22 protein-coding genes, 1 riboswitch and 1 other annotated feature are annotated in these 21,721 nt (G+C 41.7%); of the genes, 12 read left to right on the top strand and 10 right to left on the bottom strand.

Going from position 1 to position 21,721, the window contains the following annotated elements; translation table 11 throughout:
- Nucleotides 1-111 precede the first annotated feature (111 nt).
- Nucleotides 112-603, top strand: a complete 492-nt coding sequence (locus ACOSV2_RS20780) for a BsuPI-related putative proteinase inhibitor (protein WP_428976718.1) — start codon at nucleotides 112-114, stop codon at nucleotides 601-603.
- Nucleotides 604-648: 45 nt separating this feature from the next.
- On the opposite strand, the gene sfsA is transcribed toward ACOSV2_RS20780, so the two are convergent.
- Nucleotides 649-1,374 carry a DNA/RNA nuclease SfsA gene (gene sfsA / locus ACOSV2_RS20775; protein ID WP_428976717.1) on the bottom strand — a complete coding sequence of 242 codons (726 nt, stop codon included), beginning with the start codon at nucleotides 1,372-1,374 and terminating at the stop codon, nucleotides 649-651.
- Between the two features lie 24 nt (nucleotides 1,375-1,398).
- The gene (locus ACOSV2_RS20770) at nucleotides 1,399-2,178 is read right to left on the bottom strand and encodes a hypothetical protein (RefSeq protein WP_428976716.1); all 780 of its coding nucleotides are present in this window, start codon (nucleotides 2,176-2,178) and stop codon (nucleotides 1,399-1,401) included.
- Between the two features lie 458 nt (nucleotides 2,179-2,636).
- Here ACOSV2_RS20770 and ACOSV2_RS20765 point away from each other — a divergent pair, with 458 nt between their 5' ends.
- The 3 genes from ACOSV2_RS20765 (at nucleotide 2,637) to ACOSV2_RS20755 (ending at nucleotide 6,606) form a co-directional block, all read left to right on the top strand.
- A complete protein-coding gene (locus ACOSV2_RS20765) occupies nucleotides 2,637-3,812 on the top strand; it encodes an FtsW/RodA/SpoVE family cell cycle protein (RefSeq protein WP_428976715.1) in 1,176 nt (391 codons plus the stop codon).
- Nucleotides 3,813-3,863: 51 nt separating this feature from the next.
- Nucleotides 3,864-4,067, top strand: a binding site (T-box leader).
- 51 nt (nucleotides 4,068-4,118) lie between these two features.
- A complete protein-coding gene (argS, locus tag ACOSV2_RS20760) occupies nucleotides 4,119-5,801 on the top strand; it encodes an arginine--tRNA ligase (protein ID WP_428976748.1) in 1,683 nt (560 codons plus the stop codon).
- A gap of 223 nt (nucleotides 5,802-6,024) precedes the next feature.
- Nucleotides 6,025-6,606, top strand: coding sequence for a YqaA family protein (locus tag ACOSV2_RS20755; RefSeq protein ID WP_428976714.1), 582 nt, complete (start codon nucleotides 6,025-6,027; stop codon nucleotides 6,604-6,606).
- 48 nt (nucleotides 6,607-6,654) lie between these two features.
- On the opposite strand, the gene ACOSV2_RS20750 is transcribed toward ACOSV2_RS20755, so the two are convergent.
- The 3 genes from ACOSV2_RS20750 to ACOSV2_RS20740 form a co-directional block, all read right to left on the bottom strand.
- Complete coding sequence (locus ACOSV2_RS20750; RefSeq protein WP_428976713.1) at nucleotides 6,655-7,554, bottom strand: diacylglycerol/lipid kinase family protein; 900 nt, start codon at nucleotides 7,552-7,554, stop codon at nucleotides 6,655-6,657.
- A 166-nt stretch (nucleotides 7,555-7,720) separates the two neighbouring features.
- Nucleotides 7,721-8,002 (bottom strand): hypothetical protein, encoded by a 282-nt coding sequence (locus ACOSV2_RS20745; RefSeq protein ID WP_397554412.1) that lies wholly within the window; start codon nucleotides 8,000-8,002, stop codon nucleotides 7,721-7,723.
- Nucleotides 8,003-8,085: 83 nt separating this feature from the next.
- A complete protein-coding gene (locus tag ACOSV2_RS20740; RefSeq protein ID WP_181778163.1) occupies nucleotides 8,086-8,235 on the bottom strand; it encodes an Lmo0850 family protein in 150 nt (49 codons plus the stop codon).
- Between the two features lie 166 nt (nucleotides 8,236-8,401).
- Here ACOSV2_RS20740 and safA point away from each other — a divergent pair, with 166 nt between their 5' ends.
- From safA to ACOSV2_RS20705, 7 genes are all read left to right on the top strand, one after another.
- A complete protein-coding gene (safA, locus tag ACOSV2_RS20735) occupies nucleotides 8,402-9,022 on the top strand; it encodes a SafA/ExsA family spore coat assembly protein (protein WP_428976712.1) in 621 nt (206 codons plus the stop codon).
- A 130-nt stretch (nucleotides 9,023-9,152) separates the two neighbouring features.
- The gene (locus ACOSV2_RS20730) at nucleotides 9,153-9,566 is read left to right on the top strand and encodes a CBS domain-containing protein (RefSeq protein WP_113970217.1); all 414 of its coding nucleotides are present in this window, start codon (nucleotides 9,153-9,155) and stop codon (nucleotides 9,564-9,566) included.
- 222 nt (nucleotides 9,567-9,788) lie between these two features.
- A complete protein-coding gene (locus ACOSV2_RS20725; protein WP_181778162.1) occupies nucleotides 9,789-9,956 on the top strand; it encodes a hypothetical protein in 168 nt (55 codons plus the stop codon).
- Between the two features lie 261 nt (nucleotides 9,957-10,217).
- Entirely contained in the window at nucleotides 10,218-11,420 is a 1,203-nt protein-coding gene (locus ACOSV2_RS20720) for a DUF819 family protein (RefSeq protein ID WP_397554414.1), read from the top strand.
- A gap of 309 nt (nucleotides 11,421-11,729) precedes the next feature.
- Nucleotides 11,730-13,163 (top strand): alanine/glycine:cation symporter family protein, encoded by a 1,434-nt coding sequence (locus ACOSV2_RS20715; RefSeq protein ID WP_428976711.1) that lies wholly within the window; start codon nucleotides 11,730-11,732, stop codon nucleotides 13,161-13,163.
- Nucleotides 13,164-13,280: 117 nt separating this feature from the next.
- On the top strand, nucleotides 13,281-14,729 hold the full coding sequence (cls, locus tag ACOSV2_RS20710; protein ID WP_428976710.1) for a cardiolipin synthase: 1,449 nt from the start codon (nucleotides 13,281-13,283) through the stop codon (nucleotides 14,727-14,729).
- An 88-nt stretch (nucleotides 14,730-14,817) separates the two neighbouring features.
- A complete protein-coding gene (locus tag ACOSV2_RS20705; protein ID WP_428976709.1) occupies nucleotides 14,818-15,084 on the top strand; it encodes a YpbS family protein in 267 nt (88 codons plus the stop codon).
- 110 nt (nucleotides 15,085-15,194) lie between these two features.
- On the opposite strand, the gene ACOSV2_RS20700 is transcribed toward ACOSV2_RS20705, so the two are convergent.
- The 3 genes from ACOSV2_RS20700 to ACOSV2_RS20690 all read right to left on the bottom strand — a co-directional run bounded on the left by ACOSV2_RS20700 (nucleotide 15,195) and on the right by ACOSV2_RS20690 (nucleotide 17,205).
- On the bottom strand, nucleotides 15,195-15,467 hold the full coding sequence (locus ACOSV2_RS20700; protein ID WP_113970213.1) for a DUF2187 family protein: 273 nt from the start codon (nucleotides 15,465-15,467) through the stop codon (nucleotides 15,195-15,197).
- 238 nt (nucleotides 15,468-15,705) lie between these two features.
- The gene (locus tag ACOSV2_RS20695; protein WP_428976747.1) at nucleotides 15,706-15,900 is read right to left on the bottom strand and encodes a hypothetical protein; all 195 of its coding nucleotides are present in this window, start codon (nucleotides 15,898-15,900) and stop codon (nucleotides 15,706-15,708) included.
- A gap of 132 nt (nucleotides 15,901-16,032) precedes the next feature.
- Nucleotides 16,033-17,205: an MFS transporter gene (locus tag ACOSV2_RS20690; RefSeq protein ID WP_428976708.1), complete on the bottom strand. Its 1,173-nt coding sequence runs from the start codon at nucleotides 17,203-17,205 to the stop codon at nucleotides 16,033-16,035.
- Between the two features lie 461 nt (nucleotides 17,206-17,666).
- Nucleotides 17,667-17,771, top strand: a riboswitch (SAM riboswitch).
- An 86-nt stretch (nucleotides 17,772-17,857) separates the two neighbouring features.
- Here ACOSV2_RS20690 and ACOSV2_RS20685 point away from each other — a divergent pair.
- Nucleotides 17,858-19,174, top strand: coding sequence for a Na+/H+ antiporter NhaC family protein (locus ACOSV2_RS20685; protein ID WP_428976707.1), 1,317 nt, complete (start codon nucleotides 17,858-17,860; stop codon nucleotides 19,172-19,174).
- Between the two features lie 84 nt (nucleotides 19,175-19,258).
- On the opposite strand, the gene ACOSV2_RS20680 is transcribed toward ACOSV2_RS20685, so the two are convergent.
- Together ACOSV2_RS20680 and ACOSV2_RS20675 are read right to left on the bottom strand one after the other, a co-directional pair.
- Complete coding sequence (locus ACOSV2_RS20680) at nucleotides 19,259-20,014, bottom strand: (S)-benzoin forming benzil reductase (protein WP_428976706.1); 756 nt, start codon at nucleotides 20,012-20,014, stop codon at nucleotides 19,259-19,261.
- A 163-nt stretch (nucleotides 20,015-20,177) separates the two neighbouring features.
- The gene (locus tag ACOSV2_RS20675; RefSeq protein ID WP_428976705.1) at nucleotides 20,178-21,545 is read right to left on the bottom strand and encodes an LVIVD repeat-containing protein; all 1,368 of its coding nucleotides are present in this window, start codon (nucleotides 21,543-21,545) and stop codon (nucleotides 20,178-20,180) included.
- Nucleotides 21,546-21,721: the final 176 nt, after the last annotated feature.

Below are 21,721 nucleotides of genomic sequence, written 5' to 3'. Positions count from 1 at the left end.
AAGAAAGAAACAAGTTCAGCACATCCCCATGTGTCATCGTGCTCATATTCGGGAAGACTTGTAACCTTTTGGGATAAACCCTGTCTAATACGGTAAGGAGGTGGATTTGGCATGAAGCGATTGATCATGTTATTTATAATACTTGTGGCAGGAATAGCTGGCTGCGGTACGGCTGACAAGGAGAACAGCAGTCAATCCAAAGAGGATCAAAACTCAGGAGCTGGTGAAGATATTTCTGTACAGAAAGGGATTGTTGCAGGCGAAATGGAACCTTCATTAACGAAACAAGATGGAAGCGGTCAGGTTGTCTATGTATATTCGATTAAAAACCAAACAGAGCAAGAGAAAACCTTCGTTTTTTCATCAGGACAAACCATTGACTTTGAACTTAGAAACGATAAAGGTGAAGTAGTGTATAAGGACTCAAAAAATAAGATGTATACCCAGGCAATCCAGGAGATCACCGTGAAACAGGGTGAAGAATTTTCCCAGAAGGTTGTTCTCCCCAATGTCGGGAGCGGTACCTATACATTGACCGTTTGGTTAACGGCTAAAGGAGACCAGAACTATCAAGCTAAAACAGAGGTACAGGTGGATCAGTAGAACATAAAAAAGGATTAATCTTCACATGCTCAGATGACAGTGAGATTAATCCTTTTTTGCATATACAGGCAAAGGGCCATTTAAGGAAATCCGCTCTGGCGTCACAATACAGCTTCTCCCAAAAAATCGGACACCCTGATTTTGGGCTTCTTCCATGACCCGGGAAAAATGGGGGTCGATTTCAGGAGCGGAAGTGATCCCCCGCAAATCCGTTCGCTGAGCAATAAACAGGACGGCTGTTTGATAGGTTCCTTTCGCCTGAAGATGTGTAAGCTCCTCTACATGCCTTGCACCTCTTGACGTGACGGCATCAGGAAATTTCCCTACTCCTTCTTTTACCATGGTGACACTTTTTACTTCAAGCAGTAATTTTTGTTCATATTGTTTGTGGGTGAGCAAGAAGTCAAAGCGTGAGCTTCCTACTGTATATTCGGCTTTTACCAACCGCCAGTCCTTTAGCTCTTCCAGTACTTCCAACTGTAAGGCTTCTAGTACTAACCGATTCGGATACTGGGTATTCAAAGACACATACATATCGTTAGAAGCATCATACGTCATGACGGCTGACCATTTTGTTTTTCTTTTAGGATCGGTTGATGCCTGAAGCCAGATCGGGTTTCCACGCACCAATAATTCTTTTAATCTGCCTGGATCAGGTAAATGAACTTTCTCTATTGAACCTGAAGGGAGCTGACACTCGAGGACAAACCGATTGAGGCGCTCGAGAAACACTCCCCGAACCAAGTTGTCATGAAACTGAATTTCAACCAAGCTTTCACGCTCCTTCTTTCCTCGTTACCGAAGTAAAGCACTCCAGCTTTTCGTTTTACGATCATAGGATAATAATCCGTTTGCTGGTGATTTTCGGATTTGCTTATAATCTTCCGCCATCTCGTCCATATCGTAATAATCACCGATAACCCATATAGGGATTTCTATCTTGCCTCTCGTTAGTATGGCTCTTTCCAACGAAATGACCATACCTTCTTTTAATTTGTCTCTAAAGGAATGAATCACTTCCTGACCGATGATAGGATAGTCTTTCTCTTTCTTCATACCAAATAAGCCTTTTCCGCCTTTGACTGTACTCAATTTCGAAGAAACCGTCGCTCCTAACATATGATAGAAGTCTTCAAATTCCCGATAATAAATCTTATTAAACCACCCATCATCATGGGAAAGGTACGCGTAACGATTGTTCAACTTTGAATAAAAAGGAGGGTTAAGGGGTTGCTTGACGTGTCCCATATAAAGAAGCTCAGCGATTTCCTGACCGTTCAATTCGTTGACTCCCACTTCTTCATCAAAGTCAATCCAACAGAAATCACCATAGCTCTGTACCCCATCATTCATGATCTTCTTCATTTCATCCTGTTCCACATACTCCATATGCGTATGTATATTAAAAGCGCCATGCTCGTACTGATGCTTTATGAGAAGTAGATTCTTCAATGGTTCTCGGGCATTTGAAGCAAACTCGTTGAAATTGATCCCGTAGGAAACGACATACTGACGTTCCGTATTCTTGTGAACATAGATGATATCTTTAACCTGATTATTTGCCTTCAAGAACATTCCCTCCATCTGATTGACACGATGCACAACTCGTAGTTTCTATTTTAGCAAATATGTATGGTACTTGTTCTTTTCTATTTCATTTCAAAATGATGACAAAAGTCGCAGGTAATTGTCGAAAATAGTCATATTGCAGGACCGTTGGCTTTCATTATTTCTATTTAGGTTGCCGGAATGGAAGGAATCGCGGTCACGCTTTTAGGCCACAGCACTTTCTTCTCATATTCTGAAGACAAATAATGATCAAAATTATGTAAAAAATGGTATTCTTCTTCCCTCTTCATCTGTCTGATCCCACTCCTATAGGCTTTATCATTGATTTCATTTCGACAAATGTCGTTTGATGCCTGTCACATCCCGTCAGAACTTCCGTATTTTATCAGGTCATGAGTAGAAATTTCCCTTCATTTCTATTAGACTAGGAATGTGAAATCTTTAGAAATTCAGGTGAATTGATTATGGAAACTCGCCAGCGATTTGCTGACAAGATCGATTGGGGTCTTCTCTTTTTATTAATGTTGTTTTTTATCGTCAGTGCTATGGGAATAAGCAGTGCCCAGACCTCAGGTCAATATGGGACAAACTTTGTGATAAGACAGGCTTTTTGGTATGTCGTAGGTGGAATTATTATTGGTGGAGCCTTATTCCTTGATTCCGATCAGTATAAGCGACTTGCCTGGTACATATACGGTGCAGGGATTTTCCTGCTACTAGTATTGCTCATCTCACCGGAAAGCATCGCCCCTTACAGAAACGGAGCCAAAAGCTGGTTCATGCTTGGACCGCTTGGTTCGATACAGCCTTCAGAATTTATGAAGACGTTCTTAATTCTTGCTCTGGCACGAATCATTACGAATCATCATGAGCTATACCCAAGTAAAACAGTGCAAACAGATTTTCAGTTGTTAGTGAAAATCGGGGTCACGACTCTCCTTCCCCTTGCTTTTATTATGCAGCAGCCGGATTTAGGGACTTCCCTTGTTATTTTAGCCATCATGACCGGAATCATCTTAGTTTCAGGTATTACGTGGAAGCTGATCGTTCCGATATATGCTTCTATAGGCGTGCTTGGGGGAATCATCCTTTCACTTGTGATTTGGGCCCCTGAGCTGCTTGAAAAATATTTAAATGTAAAGCCTTATCAATTTGGACGTATTTATGCTTGGTTAGATCCTTATAACTACGCAAAATTAGAAGGATTTCACTTAATTAACTCACTGAATGCCATTGGCTCCGGGCAGATCTTCGGGAAAGGCTACAGTGATGGAGAAGTATATATCCCGGAAAATCATACCGACTTTATTTTCAGTGTGATCGGGGAGGAATACGGATTTATTGGCGCAAGCGTCGTGATCAGCTTGTACTTCTTGTTAATTTACCATCTGACGAAAACGGCCTTGGACACGAAAGAACCATTCAACGCCTATGTATGCGCAGGGATTATCAGTATGGTTACATTCCATGTGTTCCAGAACATCGGAATGACGATTCAATTACTTCCGATCACCGGGATCCCCCTTCCTTTTATCAGCTATGGGGGAAGCTCTCTTATGGGGAATATGCTGGCCCTCGGACTTGTATTCAGTATGAGGTTCCACCATAAAACGTATATGTTTTCATCAGAAGATTCTTAATTACAGGTTGCATTCATCTCCAGAATGTGTAAAATAATAGTAATTATATACGAATATTCTATGATGAAGAGAGTAATTCCGACGTGGATCAAAAGCGAACCGGGGATGGTGTAAGCCTGGTGGGAAGCCTGGGATGAACCGCACTTCTGAGAAGTTTTTCTCGAAGATAGTAGAGAAAAACCGGGATCTCCCGTTATACAATGAGCGCCCTTTTGGGGAATAAGAGTGGTACCGCGAGCTAAACTCGTCTCTATGTTGGATAGAGACGGGTTTTTTTGTGTTTGATTTTATCAGGAGGTGTAGATGATGGATTTGAAATCAATAGTAGCCGATAGGCTCACGCATGTGCTGTCCGATTGGAACAAGAATGATCTTTATGAGTTGATTGAAACGCCCAAACATTCTCATTTGGGGGACCTTGCCTTTCCGTGCTTTCGGCTTTCGAGATCATGGAAGAAAGCACCCCACGTCATTGCCGAAGAGATTGCCGATGCCCTCTCCTCTCCCTTTTTCAGCAAAGTAGAAGCTGTGGGCCCTTATGTTAATATCCGATTTGATGGATTGAAAGCAGGGAAAGAAATTGTTTCAGCCATCTTGGCGAAAGGCACGGATTATGGAAGTCATGAATTTGGGAAGCAAAAGACCATCGTATTGGATATGTCCTCCCCTAATATTGCGAAACCTTTTTCTATGGGACATTTACGCTCTACAGTCATCGGAAATTCCATCTCTACCATTGCCGAAAAATGCGGCTACACAACGGAGAAAATCAATTATATCGGTGATTGGGGTACACAATTCGGAAAATTGATCGTCGCATTCAAAAAGTGGGGAGATCAACAAAAAGTGAAGGATAACCCGATCGCTGAATTGTTTATTTTATATAAAAAATTTCATGAGGAGGCAGAAAAGGATCCCTCACTTGAGGAAGAGGGAAGAAAAGCCTTTAAGCGATTAGAAGATGGAGACCAGGAAGTAACGGAGCTTTGGAGATGGTTTAAAGATGAATCACTTCATGCCTTTAAAACGATTTACTCTTTGCTTGGAGTGGAATTTGATTCCTATAATGGCGAAGCGTTCTTCAATGACAAAATGGAAGAAGTCGTGACATTGCTTCAAGATCATGACCTTCTCGAAACTTCTGAAGGTGCGAAAGTCGTTCGTTTAGAGGGGAATCTCCCACCTTGCCTCATCAAGAAGTCAGACGGAGCCACCCTATATGCTACGAGAGATCTGGCTGCAGCACTGTATCGCCATCGTCAGTATGACTTTGATGAAGCTCTATATGTTGTCGGACAGGAACAGACCATTCACTTCAAACAAGTGATGGAAGTACTGAAGAAACTCGGATTTAACTGGGCGGATAATATGAAACATATCCCCTTCGGACTTTATCTGAAAGATGGAAAGAAGATGTCCACCAGAAAGGGCAGAGTCATTTTACTTCAAGAGGTTCTTCAAGAAGCGATTCATATGGCCGAAGAAAATATTAAGCAGAAGAACCCTGATTTAATTAATGCTTCAGAGGTGTCGAAAGATGTTGGGGTAGGCGCCGTTATCTTTCATGATTTAAAAAATGATCGGGTGAACGACATTGAATTCTCCCTGGAACATATGCTGACCTTCGAAGGTGAAACAGGTCCATACATTCAATACACGTACGCCAGAGCTCAATCCATTCTGAGAAAAGCGGGTGGATCCCTTCCATTGACGTTTGAGGGGCTTGACGATGCTGAAAGCTGGGACGTGATTAAACAGTTACGCTTATTCCCGGAGATGGTAGAGAATGCGTGGAAACACTATGCGCCTTCAACCATTGCCAAATATTTAGTCGATACCGCACAAAGCTTTAACCGTTACTACGGAAAAACAAAAATCATTTCAGAAGACTCCCAGCAGGCCTCCCGTTTAGCCTTGGTTCACGCTGTTTCGACTGTACTCGCGGAAGGATTACGATTATTGGGAATGAAGTCTCCTTCAGAAATGTAGAATAAATAAGATTTCTGTCACTATTTCCCGAGAAATTATTTCGCTTAAAGCTTTATCAACCTTTGTTATTAGTTACATCAATTGTATATGTTACAAAACTTCCGTGAAGTGGTTTCATCCATACAGGATAATTCATGACTCCTTTTGTGAAAAGTGATATACTTTCTTATGTTCCATTAAAATCGAAAATTACGCTTGATCAATAAAGGAGATTACTGAACTTATGTCTGAACTACTTCACGCTTTCGAAGCTTGGTTATTGGATTATGGTGTATGGGGTCTGATTCTTGTTTCCTTCGCCGATTCATCCTTTTTCCCCATTCCACCTGATGTATTACTGATTCCATTAGCGATTGCCAATCCGGAGAACGCATTGCTTTATGCACTTTATACAACGATCGCTTCCGTTATCGGTGCCCTTTTTGGCTGGTTGATCGGAAAAAAACTTGGAAGACCGATTCTTGTGCATTTCTTCTCTGAAAAAAGGATTCAAAAAGTAGAGGAATACTTTACTAAATATGGAGCAATGGCTCTTTTAATTGCAGGATTGACACCTATCCCTTATAAGATTTTCACCATTTTCGCAGGGGTTTCAGGTGTTAAGATCAGAGTACTGGTGATCTGGTCGATTATCGGGAGAGGAATTCGTTTCTTCCTTGAAGGTGCAATCATCTTAGCACTTGGAGCTAAAGCAAAACCTTTCATTGAAGAGAACTTTACACTTCTTACACTTGGAGCCGGTGGCGTCTTAATCGCCGTTTATCTTTTATACTTGGTCATAAAGAAGAGAAAACAAACTGTTTAATCACAAAAAAAGAGAGCAAGGGGACAAATAAGCCCCCTTGCTCTCTTTTTATTCTGACATTCCAACTACAAATCGCAGGTGCTTATTTAACACTTGAAGAGATTGCCTGGTTCCTTCATATAATTCCCCATCCATATCAAGCTTTTCATTCTGTCCAAGTTCGATATGGGCTTCCCTTGCTTGAATGTGCATAATATCGTCATATTGCTCACTGATATTGCCTGTACTTTTGATAACGAGAAACTCCTTTAATAACGGAAATCCACTTTTCTTGACAACGTAGATATCCATTAACCCATCTTCCATATCAATGCAGTCGGGCAGAGGATTAGAGCCTATCGATCGTCCGTTAGCGGCCAATAGCATCACCACTTCCTCTTCGATCACTTCATTTTCCGTTGTTATCTTTACATTTAAGAGTGGGGAATCCTGAATGGATTGAAACGCACTAATATAATAACTCAGTTTTCCCAGGACACTCTTTGATCCCACGTCGATATTATCGCTCGTCTGAGAGACCAGCCCCGTTCCCCAGAAATTACTGAAATACCGCTCGTCCGCTTTGACGATATCGATATCCTTTTCGAAAGGACGCTCGGTAATGAGTCGGACAGCTTGTCCAATATTCATGGGAATATGTAACGAGCGCGCAAAGTCATTACACGTCCCTCCTGGGAGGAGGCCCACCAATGGCCGTTTTTCTAAGACTGCCAATCCGTTGATGGCCTCATGAATCGTTCCGTCACCACCCATGATGACCACCAGTTCATATTGACTACCCGTTTCCTTACAAATTCTTTCTGCATCGCCTTTCTCTTTCGTTTTATGAATAATTAAGTTCGTGCAGATATCTAATAAAGGGGGCACAGCATCTTTTAACAGAACTTCTAACGTTCCTTGACCTGCCTTCCCATTACAAACCAACAATATATCCGAAAACCTCGTCATGAATATCGTCACCTAACTTTTAGAGTAGTAAATAAAAAGAGGCTGACCCAAAACGATGAGTGATGTCATCCTTAAAGGACCAGTCCTAATACTTTCAGAGTTTCTGATTTATATCTATAATGTTCTTGACTTAGAAGCCCTTGAATTCTTGGGTCAACCTCTTTTACTATGCTGTATTGGAATCTTCTTGAGGGACTTGGAGAACAGATCGATAGGCAATCCCAAGACGACCTTTAATATAACTTTCGGGGTCATAAGGAATATGGTGATTTTCCATTCGATGAATTTCCGTTTCTGCAAACATAGCAAGTGCACGACACACCTGATCTAACGCCATGCTTGCACGATGGGGATCTGGCTGTTCCCGGCTCATACAGTAGTATGAAATTTCATCTGCCTTCTTTCTGATTTCCTTTAATGCCTGTAAATCAAACATCATTCTCTCCATACCTACCCCTCCTCTTCACTACTACTTAGTATATCGTGAAGAAAGGCGGAATATGTCTGTCCAACGTTTCTCGAGGAGTAAGTTTAATAGTCTTGGGTTAACGTCTTAGGTAATGGCTGATACTGCTTCAGTGAATGAAGAATTTCACGTCTTGATTTCGTCTTTGATATATTAACACCAACGTTCGACAATTTCGTTATCACTTTTTTTAAGCGATCGTTCTCCTTTACCACGTTATTCACCTCTTTTATAAAATGTCGTTACCTATTTGTACGTTTATTCTAAAGAAAAGTTTCACTTTATGGTTAATGGTTTTCCTTTTCCCTAAAAATGAAACTATAATCCTATTTCCATACTTTTTCTTAGAATATTTTGTCCCTGATTACACATTTTAATATCATGAAAACAAAACTGACTCTCATCATTGTTGTACTATCCATTGTCATTAGTCTATTGGGTCTATATGAAACGTCTGCTGCAAGTGCTTATACTGTCAGGAAAGGAGATACTCTCTGGACAATTTCTAAGAAGTTGAGGATCGGACTGTCTGAACTAATTGAAGCCAACCCTCAATTGTCGAATCCGGATTTAATTTATCCCAATCAAAAGCTTAACATCCCGACGCTTCAAAAAGCTAAATCGATTGAAGGTCAAGTCATTGATTTAACCAATCAGGAGAGGCAAAGGAACGGCCTTTCTCTTCTTCAGCTTGATTGGCAGCTAGCCAGGGTTGCCCGGTATAAATCACGTAACATGAGGGACGTTGGATATTTTTCGCACAGGAGTCCGACGTACGGATCCCCATTTGATATGCTGAAAAGCTTCAACATCGAATATAGTCAGGCCGCTGAGAATATTGCAGCCGGTCAAACAAGTGCTGAGCAAGTTATCCGTGAATGGATGGATAGTCCGGGACATCGAAAAAACATTCTCACTGGATCCTATACTCATATCGGGGTGGGATATGCCAAGGGAGGATCTTACGGGACGTATTGGACTCAAATGTTCATTACTAAATGATAACCAAGAAAACACTCTATGAAGGTCCGTCCCTCTCATTTGAAAATAATGGCTGAACGCATTAAGAATAGTTGAGTGGATTTGTTGAATAATAATCGTGTACTGCCAATTTGATTAAGGGGGAATTTACATGCAAGTACGTGATATTATGTCGACAAATGTGGAAGCTGCTTCAAATCAGGACTCACTTCAGAGCGTCGCTTCTAAAATGAGTTCCAAGAATGTCGGTTCCGTTCCCGTTGTTGAAAACGGACAGGTTGTCGGTATGGTAACAGACCGTGATATTGCTACTCGTGGACTGACTCAAGGTGCACAGGGAAATGTCTCTCAAGTTATGTCACAACAGGTTGTGACAATCTCTCCGGATGCCTCGGTTGAAGAAGCATCAGCTTTGATGTCTCAACACCAGGTCCGTCGTTTGCCTGTCGTGGAAAATGGACAGCTGGTCGGAATGCTGGCTCTGGGAGATTTGGCAGTACAACAGCAATCGGATCAAAGTGCCGGAAGCGCCCTTAGTGGAATTTCACAAAATCACCTCCGCTAACTGAGGCTACAGGTGCTCGCTCACTTCTAAGCTTTCTTTATCCAAATAAGAGGCTATCTTTGCATAGCCTCTTGTTTGTGTTGAAAATGCAAAGAAGGTCCGTCCCTCCATTCGACTTGGTTATAGGTAAGTCGGCATATTTTTCACTTTCAGGAAGGATTTTCTTGGATTGTGACGAATATGTGTAAATACAAATGATGTTTATGGAGGAGGAGGTTTTTTATGAGTCGTGCTGCACGATCGTATCGCAAGGAAGTACGTCATTTTAAACGTGAGAACCGCAGGAGAGTCTTCGCCGACAGCATTTTTGATTTCTTATTTATGTTATTTGGAATTTCAATGATTACGGGTATTTTACTATTCGCTTTAGGATTCTGGAATTATTATTAAACCTTATCCCATCTTTCTATATTAAAAATCCTCATGACCAGCATTCATACATCTCTACTTCATATGAACAATCAAGATGTAGCCATGGATTCCTGTGGCTTTTTTTGTTGAGAAAAATGATCTATAACTCCTCCCTGGTTCTTGTATGCCCCTTCTTATATTCAGTATTGATCAAAGATTAGCACTTATTAAAATTCTAAATAGTAAACGTTTTCAATGTTATAGTAAACCTTGTTATCTATTTTTTAAGGAGGTTTTACTATGTGGTGGCGTTTTGACACTATCTTAATTCAAGAACCTATGGCAATCTTTTCATATTTAGCTGCCTTAGTAGGTCTTGTGTTCATTCTTGGGGAGTCGAAGAACCCTTTCTTACAGAAGTTCTTTCACTATGCTCCACCATTAATCTGGACTTATTTCCTTCCGATGTTATCTACAACGTTTGGAATCATCCCGGATCAGTCATCTTTATATGACTTTACATCGGCTTACATATTACCAGTCGGATTATTATTGCTGCTTCTTTCTGCGAATGTTCCAGCAACATTAAAGCTGGGTCCGAAAGCGATTACGATGTTCCTTGCCGGGACTCTTGGTGTCGTGATCGGTGGCCCCATCGCTTTAGCCATATTCCAGCCATTTCTTCCAGAGGATGCATGGACTGGCGTAGCCGCTCTTGCCGGAAGCTGGATTGGCGGGAGCGCCAACATGGCAGCCATGATTGAAGCTACTGGTACACCGAAAGAAATCCTTTCTCCTATTATTGTCGTCGATACGGTTGTCGGTTATAGCTGGATGGGAATCATGATTGCCCTTGCAGGATTCCAACATAAATTCGATAAATGGAACAAAGCGGATAACTCGATCATCCGGAAGGTGAATGAGGATATGGGAGAACTTCAACGTAAAAATTCCAAGCCTATCGAGGTTCCTTACCTTGCTGCCATTATTGGTTTAGGATTCGGTGTAGCTTACGTTGTACGAAAGTTCTCAGAAACGTTACCGGTCACCAATGTACTCTCAGCTGGAACGTGGACGATCATGATCATCTCCGCAGTCGGGATCATCTTCTCCTTTACCAAAATTCGCACCCTTGAGAACTACGGTGCAAGTAAAATCGGATACGCAGGAATTTATCTCCTGCTTGCAACGATCGGAGCGAAAGCCGATCTTGCTTATGTATGGGATTCCCCTCAATACGTCGCAATGGGGATTGTATGGTTAGCCATTCATGTGATCATCATTTTCTTAGTCGCACGCTTACTACGGGCTCCTCTATTCTTCGTAGCTGTAGGATCTCAAGGAAATATCGGCGGAACAAGCTCGGCTCCTGTTGTAGCCTCTGTATTCCAGCCTTCTCTTGCCCCTGTAGGTTTATTGATGGGGATACTAGGTAACGTCGTGGGAACTTATGCCGCCGTTGCATGCGCCTGGATTGCCGAATGGGTGAGCAGGACACTATAACCAATGTAAAACGGATCACTGACCATCAGTCAGTGATCCGTTTTTATGTGAATTCTGAATTCCAGTACGTATCTCCCTTAATAAAAAATAATGATTCGGGTAGAGTGAAATATATTATTTCAGAATAATTTTATCAACCACTACTTTGGTCTCATAACTACAAAAGAATCCTTTATTACTATGACAAAATAGTTCGACCTTCTAAATAACTCCTGGTAATATTTTAATATTCAGATAATAACTTGACTTTTATTTGAAATTTTCAGATAATATTAAACGTAACCGACACAAATTTCTGAGGGGGTTATCATGGATATTTTAAACAATTTAGTCACGGAAGCAAATTCAATATTATGGGGATATATTTTAATAGGCGTACTCCTCATTTTAGGATTGTACTTCACAATCGGATCTAAATTCGTTCAAATTCGCCACTTTGGTGAAATGCTTCGATTATTAGGAGATAAAGATGTGGTCGAGGCGGAAGGGGAAAAGCAAATATCATCCCTGCAGGCATTCTTTATTGGAGCAGGTACTCGAATTGGTACAGGTAATTTAGCAGGAGTAGCCATTGCCTTAGCAATTGGGGGACCTGGAGCAGTCTTCTGGATGTGGCTTGTCGCCATTCTGGGAGGAGCCAGCGCGTTTGTCGAAAGTACACTGGCCCAAATTTACAAAGAAAAGGATAAGGTGGGATTCAAAGGCGGCCCTGGCTACTATATGAAGAAACAACTGGGCAAGCCATGGATGAGTTCGATCTTCGCCGTCACCATCATCCTTTCCTTTGGGACAACCTTTAATGCGGTTCAAAGTAACACCATCGCAACAGCTTTCAGTAATTCATTCGGAATTAACACGTTTGTTATTGGAATTGTGTTAGCTGGTTTGACTGCACTCATCATCTTCGGGGGCGTTAAACGTATAGCGACCTTTTCTTCCATCATTGTTCCAATCATGGCGGTCTTCTATATTGTATTAGCTTTATTTGTAGTCATTACGAATATTACAGAAATGCCGGGAGTCATTGCACTTATTTTCAAAAGTGCCTTTGGATTTGAACAAGTGGTCGGGGGCGGAATTGGGGCCGCGATTATGAACGGTGTAAAACGCGGACTATTCTCCAATGAAGCCGGTATGGGTAGTGCGCCGAATGCTGCCGCTACAGCATCTGTTTCTCACCCTGTCAAACAAGGCTTCATTCAAGCACTTGGTGTATTCTTTGATACGCTGCTCGTATGTTCTGCAACCGCGTTTATCATCTTAACTTCAGATGCGTACGGTTCCGGACTGACGGGTATCGAGCTATCTCAAGCAGCCATGTCAGAGCACTTTAACTCATGGGCTGGTATTTTCTTAGCGATTGCCATTTTCACCTTTGCCTTTAGCTCCATCATTGGAAGCTATTACTACGGGGAAGCCAACCTTCCATTCATTAATAAAAGTAAGACTGGACTTCTGGTTTATCGCTTCATTGCTTTAGGAATGGTGATCTTCGGTTCAGTTGCAAGCCTTGATATTGTTTGGAGCTTAGCAGACTTCTCCATGGCATTAATGGCTCTTACCAACTTAATTGCCATCGGTATTTTAGCACCAATTGCTTTTAAAGCCTTAGACAATTATATGTCTCAGCGTCGACAAGGTTTGGACCCGATTTTCTATGCAGATGATATTCCTGGTTTAAAGGGTGTCGAAAGCTGGCCAACACGTGGACGGGAAATGACTAAAAAAGCTGTGAATGAATAAAGAATCCTACCGAACAGAGCAGGCTGAAAGTCTGCTCTGTTTTTCTTTGTCATTTTTTTCTATTCCATTCTCAGGTATACTACTTATAGAAAGCTAGTTAAAGGAGCCTTACATACTATGAGTATCCTATCTTCTCTTTTAGGGGTTTTATTTGTTCTTAACTTAGTCCTTGCTGGGGCCATCATTTTCCTGGAGCGAAAAGATGCCGGAGCGACCTGGGCATGGCTTATGGTTCTGTTTTTCATTCCCCTGCTGGGCTTTATTCTTTATTTAATCTTCGGTCAGAACTTAACCAGAAAGCGATTATTCGACTGGGAAGATATGAAGAAAATCGGCATTGAAGATTTGATTCAAAAGCAGATACACTCCCTGAAAGAACACCGATTCCCTTTTAAAAATGAAACGTCCTCCCGCTATCAGGACCTTATTTATATGCACCTCATGAATAATGAAGCACTTTTGACCCAGGATAACGAAGTACAATTGTTCACCCACGGGGAGGACAAATTCGAGTCCTTATTGAAAGACATGGACGCAGCACAGGATCATATTCATATTCAGTATTATATTTTTAAGAAAGACCACTTAGGCAAGCGGATCCTGGAGAAGCTTACTGAGAAAGCAAAGCAAGGCGTAAAGATCAGGGTTTTATATGATGAGATGGGCTCCCGGAGGACAAGAAGACGCTTCTTTAAAGAACTCCTTGCAGCCGGCGGGGAAGTGGCCGTGTTTTTCCCTTCGAAAATCCCCTTCATCAATCTCCGCCTAAACTATCGTAACCACCGAAAGCTCGTGATTATTGACGGGAAAGTAGGCTATGTAGGCGGATTTAATATTGGAGATGAATACCTGGGCTTGAATCCTAAGTTCGGTTATTGGCGTGATACTCACCTGCGGATCCTAGGGAGTTCAACACTTGCCATGCAAACCCGGTTTATTCTGGATTGGAATCAAGCCAGTCGCTCGAAGAAGATCGCCTACGATTTACGATACTTCCCACAGCCTTCCTTTACTGGTCATGCCGGAGTACAGATTGTGACATGCGGCCCCGACTCTGAATGGGAGCAAATTAAAAATGGATATATTAAAATGATTTCATCTGCCAAACGATCCATCTATATTCAAACTCCTTATTTCATACCGGACGTCAGCCTGCTGGATTCGCTTAGAATTGCTGCTCTTACAGGAGTCGATGTCCGGATTATGATTCCAAACAAACCGGACCATTTATTTGTGTATTGGGCGACCTATTCATACATTGGTGAGTTACTGAAGGCAGGAGTGAAGATTTATATATATGATAACGGCTTTATTCATGCCAAAACCATTGTAGTGGATGAAACCATTTCTTCTGTGGGAACGGCAAATATTGATGTGCGAAGCTTTCGCCTCAACTTCGAGGTAAATGCCTTCTTATATGATCAAACTATTTCTGAAAGTCTGAGCGCTGTGTTCAGGAAAGATATGGAGAAGAGCAGAGAATTAACCATGAAAGAGTATGAAGAAAGACCTCTGAAGATCAAATTGAAAGAATCAATTTCAAGGCTCCTGTCCCCTATCTTATAGATAGGGATATTCTAAGACATTGCCATGAGGGCCTGGAAGAAGGCATAATAGAGGGTATAATGCGTAATTGATAGAGAGGGATGAAATCATGAGTGTACATAAAGACATTACGAAGCATTCAAGTAAGCAAAATCAACTGGTACAACAATTTATGATATTGGATGAGCATAGAGAAAGAGCGATCGATGAAGCCGTTCAGCTTTGTTTGAATGAGCAGCCGTTTACAACGGATGCCATTAATCAAGTGACGAATGAAATCAACGTCCTTGCCCGTCAAGGTGTCGTTCCACAGAGAAAGCTTGTCACAATTGAAATGGTGAAGGAATATGCAGCTAAAATAAATGAACCACGTTGAAGTTGATTTATTTCATTAACGAGTGTCAGACTCCACATAAAAAGACCTTGAAACGTCTAATCCACATTAATGGTAGGCGTGTCAGGGTCTTTTACTTTGAATGCTGGAATTTAAGCTTTTAATGCGCTATTCCACCCATCATATACAAATACAGGTTGTGTACCAATTTCAGCACGTTCTATGACGACATAGTTTTTATGTGACACGACGGTTTGATCGTCCGGTAAATCCAACTTCTTCGCAACATCCTGGTCCATTTTAACAATGACCGTGTTTTCTCTAAGGGTAGTAACCACACCATTGATTACATGTTTCTTTCTTTTGAATTGAACGGTATCTCCAAGGTTTGCATTATCTTTTGAGTACACGAATGTATTTTCCATTTTAATATCCCCTTTTCAAATAATGTAATAGGTTTCTTAGTTTATATAATTGAGAGAATTTTCTAATAATATTATTCTAACTGGTATTTATATAATTATCAATGAATACTTATCCTTCTTCTACCACAATTCATGTTTATCAAAACCTTTTAAGAAAACTTTTTTGTTTGCTTATTCTTTCTCCCTCATTATATCTATTGGCTACTACAATAGGGAAATCCTTCCTTTTAATATTTTTTTACAAAAAACCAGACTGGGACAAAAAAACCACGATATAAAGACGAAAATTAGTAGTGTAGGTTCTTAATACCGCTAATGATTTCCGTGCAAGACTACGCTTTCCGCGGGTAGCGCGTGAGCCTCCTCGGCAAGCCTGCGGGGTCTCACATAAGCTACTTTTCCCGCAGGAGTCTTCGTCTTGCACTCCAATCAACCGCTGGAAAGAGCTAAAATCATATGTACCGTAAATAAATAAAAAACCCGAACAAATCTGCCTACTAAAAAGCAGAATAGTTCGGGTTTTACTTAGACTAAAACACTTTTGTCCCAAGCTCGCTTTGATGTATTAATAAGCGAGTGCATTTTTCTTTTCTTCTTTCATGAGAACGAAGCAAAGGAAAATACCTAATAGGGATAGTACAGCGAAGAATAAGTACACCGTGTAAATGGAGTACGTTTCATAGATAAAGCCGCCAACAAAGGTACTGAACCAATTCCCCAGTCCGTTTCCGATTGCTGAATATACCGTAACGGCTGTTGCTGTAATGTGGGAAGGCGTGATTTCTTTAATGTAGCGCAATCCGGCTGGGATGAACAAGCCAATGGCAAGACCTTGCATGACAGCCGATGAATAGACAAGCCACAGACTAGGTTCTGTAAAGTAAAAGAGCCAGCGGAGCATGGATGCAGCACCTGCCAAGGCAGCGACTGTTAACAAACCGAATTTATCAATCCATCCACCGGCGACCTTCATAAAGGGAACCTCCGATAACACTGCAATCAGGAACGCGAGACCAATTCCAGCATACGTTCCGCCTGAATCTTCAACAAATAATCCGAAATACACATTATTTGCTAGATTCGGACCGAATACTAAGAAAGTGACCGCTAAAAAGATGAGGAACTTTTTCATTGTGAATAATTCTTTCATTCCTGCCTTTAAATCAAGCTTTGCTGCCGCTCTCTCTTTCGGAAACCGGAAGGAAAGGAATCCGGATAGAACTAAACAGATAAAGAAAGAGTAAAAAATGATGGTAGGCCCGATAAATCCTTCTGAAAGTCTTCCCATTATAAAGACTGCTATACCAAAGCCCAAAGAACCGAACAAACGGATATTTCCGTAGTTATACCGGACCTTACTTGTATACTTCAAGCTGATACTATCGGAAACGGGAATGATCGCACTTTGGAAAATGGCAACTAAAATGGCCACGATAAGCAGGCCATAGTAAAAGTCCATAAACAAGTAACCGAGTGCAAAGATTCCCGCCACTAAAGAGGTTAAACCAAGAACCACGGTGGGACGATTGGTCGTGTCACTCACCATTCCCCAAATAGGCTGGAAGAAAATCATCATGATGGGACCTACAGACATGATCGTTCCAATCTGATAGCCATTTAACCCCACGCTTTCGCTCAAGTACACACTGAGTAAGGGATATAAACTACCAACACCAAAGAACGTTAATAAGTAAAATCCTTGTAAAGTAAAAATTTGATTTCGTACTGTTCTTTCCACTACCGTATCCCCCAAGATGTTTTTTGTCTTCCTTATAGTAGACCTTGAACGTTCAATTGTCTATGAGTTTATGCCTTATTATGGATAAAGTCATGCTTTTTCGGAGTATCTGGTGCCGGGAAGGAATGTATCGTTCAGCTACGGCGGCTAGTCCCTCGAGGTCATAAGTCAATAACGCCATAAAGGCAAAAGGCGCCTTTCCGGCGTTCTCGCCTTATGCTTGTCGGGCCTGAGCAAGCCGCCTCCGCTTCTGTTTCATCCAGCTACGCCGGCTAGTCCCTCGAGGTCATAAGTCAATAACGCCATAAAGGCAAAAGGCGCCTTTCCGGCGTTCTCGCCTTATGCTTGTCGGGCCTGAGCAAGCCGCCTCCGCTTCTGTTTCAAAAATTTCCCGTTTGACTTTTTCGAGTAAACCCTTTAAAGTATGGAAGTATATTTTAAATCAACTAAATACGATATTCTTCTTATCCAGAGAGACGGAGGGACTGGCCCTGCGATGTCTCGGCAGCGGACTCATATTGAGTGCTGTGCCACATCCAGCAAGCGAAATGCTTGAAAGATAAGAGGAGTGTTTCGTTCTTTTGAAACCTCTTCTTATTCCGGAAGAGGTTTTTTGTATGTTAGTAAATTGGACGATAAAGGAGTGTTAGGAATGAATCAAGAAAAAGGAAATCTATTGGCGTTACTGCCTTTGATCATATTTGTTTCTCTGTTCCTTGGAGCAGGCATCATTTCAGGAGACTTTTATGCTTTTCCTGTACTAGTATCAATTATCATCGCATCCGTTGTAGGTCTGTTGATGAACCGAAAAGAGACGTTAACGGCTAAGATTGAGCGTTTCGCTAAAGGATCCGGTCACCCTGATATCATGATCATGGTCTTTATCTTCCTGTTAGCGGGAGCGTTTTCCGGAGTAGCTGAAAAGATGGGAGCCGTTGATTCAACTGTAAACTTCGCCCTATCCGTGCTGCCCGGTAACTTGATCATTGTGGGATTATTTATTATCGCTGCTTTCATTTCGTTATCAATGGGTACATCCATGGGAACGATCGCAGCACTCGCGCCAATCGGTGTCGGGATTAGTTCAGGAACAGATATTTCTATGCCCCTTGCCATGGCGACCGTCATTGGAGGAGCGATGTTCGGAGATAACTTATCGTTCATTTCAGATACGACCATTGCAGCTGTTCGTACACAGAAAACGGAAATGAAAGACAAATTTAAAGTCAACTTCTTCATTGTATTACCTGCCGCAATCGTGACAATGATGATTCTCCTTGTTCTTACTATGGGGAATCAATCTACTGTCGGAGCGGAAAGCTTTAATTGGATTAAAATCCTGCCTTACCTTGGAGTTATCATCGGTGCTCTTGCAGGATTAAATGTGTTTGTCGTTTTATTAGGCGGAATTGTTTTAGCTGGAATCATTGGATTCATCGATGGAAGCTTTACTCCAGCCAGTTATTTTGGTAGCGTGGCCGATGGAATGACAGGAATGGCAGAGATTGTGATCCTTTCCGTGCTGATCGGCGGGGTTGTAGAACTTATCCGTCATAACGGCGGAATTCAGGCTTTACTTTATCACGCCACTCGCAAAATCAAGTCTCCTCAGGGAGCACAGCTTGCTACTGCAGGATTAGTGAGTTCTACAAACCTGTGCACAGCGAACAACACGATTTCAATCATTATTGCCGGCCCGCTTGCCAAATCGATTAGTGAAAACTATGGGGTGGACCCCCGTAAATCAGCCAGTATCCTTGATATTTTCTCTTGTTCGATTCAAGGATTAATCCCTTACGGAGCACAGGCCCTGTTAGTGGCTGAAGTCGCAGGCATATCACCAATCAGCATCATCCCATATGCCTTCTACCCGATCTTGATTGCTGTTTGCGGTCTGATTGCCATTCGATTTGCACTACCGAAATTCACACGCAAATCTGCACCGGAAGCAAACCCGGTTCGATCTTAAATTTAGAGAGACAAACCCTTTTGGGCTTGTCTCTCTTTTTGATAAGAAAAAAGCAGATTCCGTTTCCGGTAACCTGCTTTCTTTTTATAACAAATCATTTACATGATATAGCTTACCACTTTCAATTTCGCTTTCTGTTACAAGTTTAACCAGTGCACTTGCGACTGTATCGGTTTCACGAAGCATTCCTTCCTCTTTATAGCGCTGGAAGGATTCGACATCGGCAAAGGCTTCTTTAGAGGACGAACGGATTTCACCTTGCATATCTGTATCCATGACACCAGGGCTGAAGGCAATCACTTGATGTCGGCTATGTTTTTTAGAAAGCTCTAAGCTTACGGTTTCTGTCAACATATTCACTCCGGCTTTGGTTGCGCAGTAGGTACTCCAGCCATACACAGGGCGACTTCCCGCTCCTGAGCTGATATTGATCATAATCATCTTCGAATCAGATCCCCGGGCAGCTTTTATCATCTCATTGGTTGCGATCATGGGAGATAGTAAGTTGACATGTACACTCGTTTCCAGAGCTTGATTTTCCACTTCACCAGAAGGGTTGATTGGTGTCACCACACCGGCATTTTGGACAACATATACTCTGTCAGGTTTGTATTCAAATACTTTTGCACCGGCTTCACGGAATACAGCTTCGGTTTCTCCTGATTGTGAGAGATCGCACGGGAAGAATTCATACGATACCTCATTTTCCCAGGCTAGCTTTCGCAGTCTTTCATTATCTGACCGTGAAACATTGATCAGACCTATGCCCTTTTCGATAAATAGCTTGGCAATCGACTCGCCTAAGCCTCTTGTTGCTCCCGTTACAATTGCATAATCCATATCGACTCATCTCCTTCTTACCTTCTGATTATAAGGGAGAGTCTTATTTTCACAAAAAAATCAGCCTCATTTTTACATAACATTTACAAATGAGATCAACCTTTTCCGCATAATAAGGAAGCTCCACGACAAAGAACGATTTTATCGCAGAGCCAATAGGGATTTACTCTGATTTATTATTTTTCTGAATCACTTTTAATCCTGTTCCCATGTCGGAAGCAAGTATATAGTTCCGGTTAGCAAATACGCCCCAAATAAATGAGTTTTCCGGTACATATCTTCCTATTTCTTCTGGTGTTGAAGGGTCGGAGATATCAACCGCTCTTACTCCTCCTGCATAGTGGGAGAGGTAGAGGGTGTTCCCTACAACTTTAGGGTCATGAACTGTATTTGCAAATGTAACCCCATCCTCGACATTGTCGACTAAATCCGTTTTGAAATTACTTAATAATTTAGGATTGGATCTATCTTTAATATCAAAGATTCTCGTATAGCCGTATGATTCTTCATACCCTTCCCTTTTAGGAGCATAGACCTCTCTCGTCTCAATAAGCACGGTTCCCCCTTTCGCTACTTGAGCAGAGTGAGAAGACCCTTGTTGTAGTGAAGCAAACTCAGTACGTCCTAAGTACTCAGGATTGTCCGGGTCGCTTATGTCCAGCATGATTGTGCCTAAGTCCCAAAATGAGAGAAATGCGGTTTGTGCATTCTCATCCGTCATGACACTATGATTGAAAACAGGGCGGACCTTGCCGTCGGGTGCATTCCAATGATAGCCATTAAAGTCATCCGGAACTTCATCAAGTTGCCTTGGATCAAATTCATAAATCGTTTTCGGGTTGGCAGGGTCCGTTACTTCTACTAAAGAGAAATCCTTCTTTTCCCCATGTGTGTAGTAATCCGCATAATTACTTGCTGCAAGTACAAATGCGCGGTCTCCCTGCTTCGCCAGGTAGAGCTCATGGGTACCCGATGCTCGCTGATCAACTGCCCAGAAACCTAATTTTTCAGGATGATATGGGTCTGTTACATCATACAATAGTACTCCACCAACCGAATCAGGATTACTGCGGTCGAGTCGTTGTACACTTACTGCAGCTAAATCACCATTAAAATCCTTCGTATTCACTTGCTTTACTACAACTTTTTCCTGCCATGTACCAGGAATTTCATCTGCAAAAGAAGAGACTTCAATCGGATTTGAAGGATCTTTCAAGTCAAATACTCTTACGCCTCCGTTCCCTCCATTACTTGTATGGGTTCCAACATAAGCAAAATTTTTATGGGCATAAACATCTGCCGTATTATTCTGAACTCCATCCTTTTCTTTTAATTGGACAGCCGCTACTTCGTTCCAGCCGCTCACGTTTTTACTTCCTTCTAACTGCGGAATGACAGCAAGACTACCGGCTTCCGCTCCTTTTTCAATTGAAACATCGTCTAATACGTCGTGGGCAGATGCGGTTGGCGAAATCATAGCTAAGCCTAATGCACCAATAAAAACAGATTTTAGTAGTAGATTTTTTTTCATGTTACTAACAGCCTCCCAGACTTTTTTACCATTAATTTCTTTTTATGGTTTTATATGTTTTAACATACAAGAGAAGGCTTGTCACCCAATCCATATGAAAACAGATGAAAAGAACTACTTATTTTCGGAATGTTCAGAATGTTTAGTTCAATTGATAGGGATTGAACTAATCCTTT

This window comes from Rossellomorea sp. DUT-2 (assembly GCF_052665285.1).
This window is presented reverse-complemented; position numbering and strand designations above follow the sequence as displayed.

Coding starts and splice junctions, on each gene's coding strand:
- ACOSV2_RS20780 (WP_428976718.1), top strand. CDS start 112: ATGAAGCGATTGATCATGTTATTTATAATACTTGTGGCAGGAATAGCT.
- ACOSV2_RS20770 (WP_428976716.1), bottom strand. CDS start 2,178: ATGTTCTTGAAGGCAAATAATCAGGTTAAAGATATCATCTATGTTCAC.
- ACOSV2_RS20765 (WP_428976715.1), top strand. CDS start 2,637: ATGGAAACTCGCCAGCGATTTGCTGACAAGATCGATTGGGGTCTTCTC.
- argS (WP_428976748.1), top strand. CDS start 4,119: ATGGATTTGAAATCAATAGTAGCCGATAGGCTCACGCATGTGCTGTCC.
- ACOSV2_RS20755 (WP_428976714.1), top strand. CDS start 6,025: ATGTCTGAACTACTTCACGCTTTCGAAGCTTGGTTATTGGATTATGGT.
- ACOSV2_RS20750 (WP_428976713.1), bottom strand. CDS start 7,554: ATGACGAGGTTTTCGGATATATTGTTGGTTTGTAATGGGAAGGCAGGT.
- ACOSV2_RS20745 (WP_397554412.1), bottom strand. CDS start 8,002: ATGGAGAGAATGATGTTTGATTTACAGGCATTAAAGGAAATCAGAAAG.
- safA (WP_428976712.1), top strand. CDS start 8,402: ATGAAAACAAAACTGACTCTCATCATTGTTGTACTATCCATTGTCATT.
- ACOSV2_RS20730 (WP_113970217.1), top strand. CDS start 9,153: ATGCAAGTACGTGATATTATGTCGACAAATGTGGAAGCTGCTTCAAAT.
- ACOSV2_RS20725 (WP_181778162.1), top strand. CDS start 9,789: ATGAGTCGTGCTGCACGATCGTATCGCAAGGAAGTACGTCATTTTAAA.
- ACOSV2_RS20720 (WP_397554414.1), top strand. CDS start 10,218: ATGTGGTGGCGTTTTGACACTATCTTAATTCAAGAACCTATGGCAATC.
- ACOSV2_RS20715 (WP_428976711.1), top strand. CDS start 11,730: ATGGATATTTTAAACAATTTAGTCACGGAAGCAAATTCAATATTATGG.
- cls (WP_428976710.1), top strand. CDS start 13,281: ATGAGTATCCTATCTTCTCTTTTAGGGGTTTTATTTGTTCTTAACTTA.
- ACOSV2_RS20705 (WP_428976709.1), top strand. CDS start 14,818: ATGAGTGTACATAAAGACATTACGAAGCATTCAAGTAAGCAAAATCAA.
- ACOSV2_RS20700 (WP_113970213.1), bottom strand. CDS start 15,467: ATGGAAAATACATTCGTGTACTCAAAAGATAATGCAAACCTTGGAGAT.
- ACOSV2_RS20685 (WP_428976707.1), top strand. CDS start 17,858: ATGAATCAAGAAAAAGGAAATCTATTGGCGTTACTGCCTTTGATCATA.
- ACOSV2_RS20680 (WP_428976706.1), bottom strand. CDS start 20,014: ATGGATTATGCAATTGTAACGGGAGCAACAAGAGGCTTAGGCGAGTCG.
- ACOSV2_RS20675 (WP_428976705.1), bottom strand. CDS start 21,545: ATGAAAAAAAATCTACTACTAAAATCTGTTTTTATTGGTGCATTAGGC.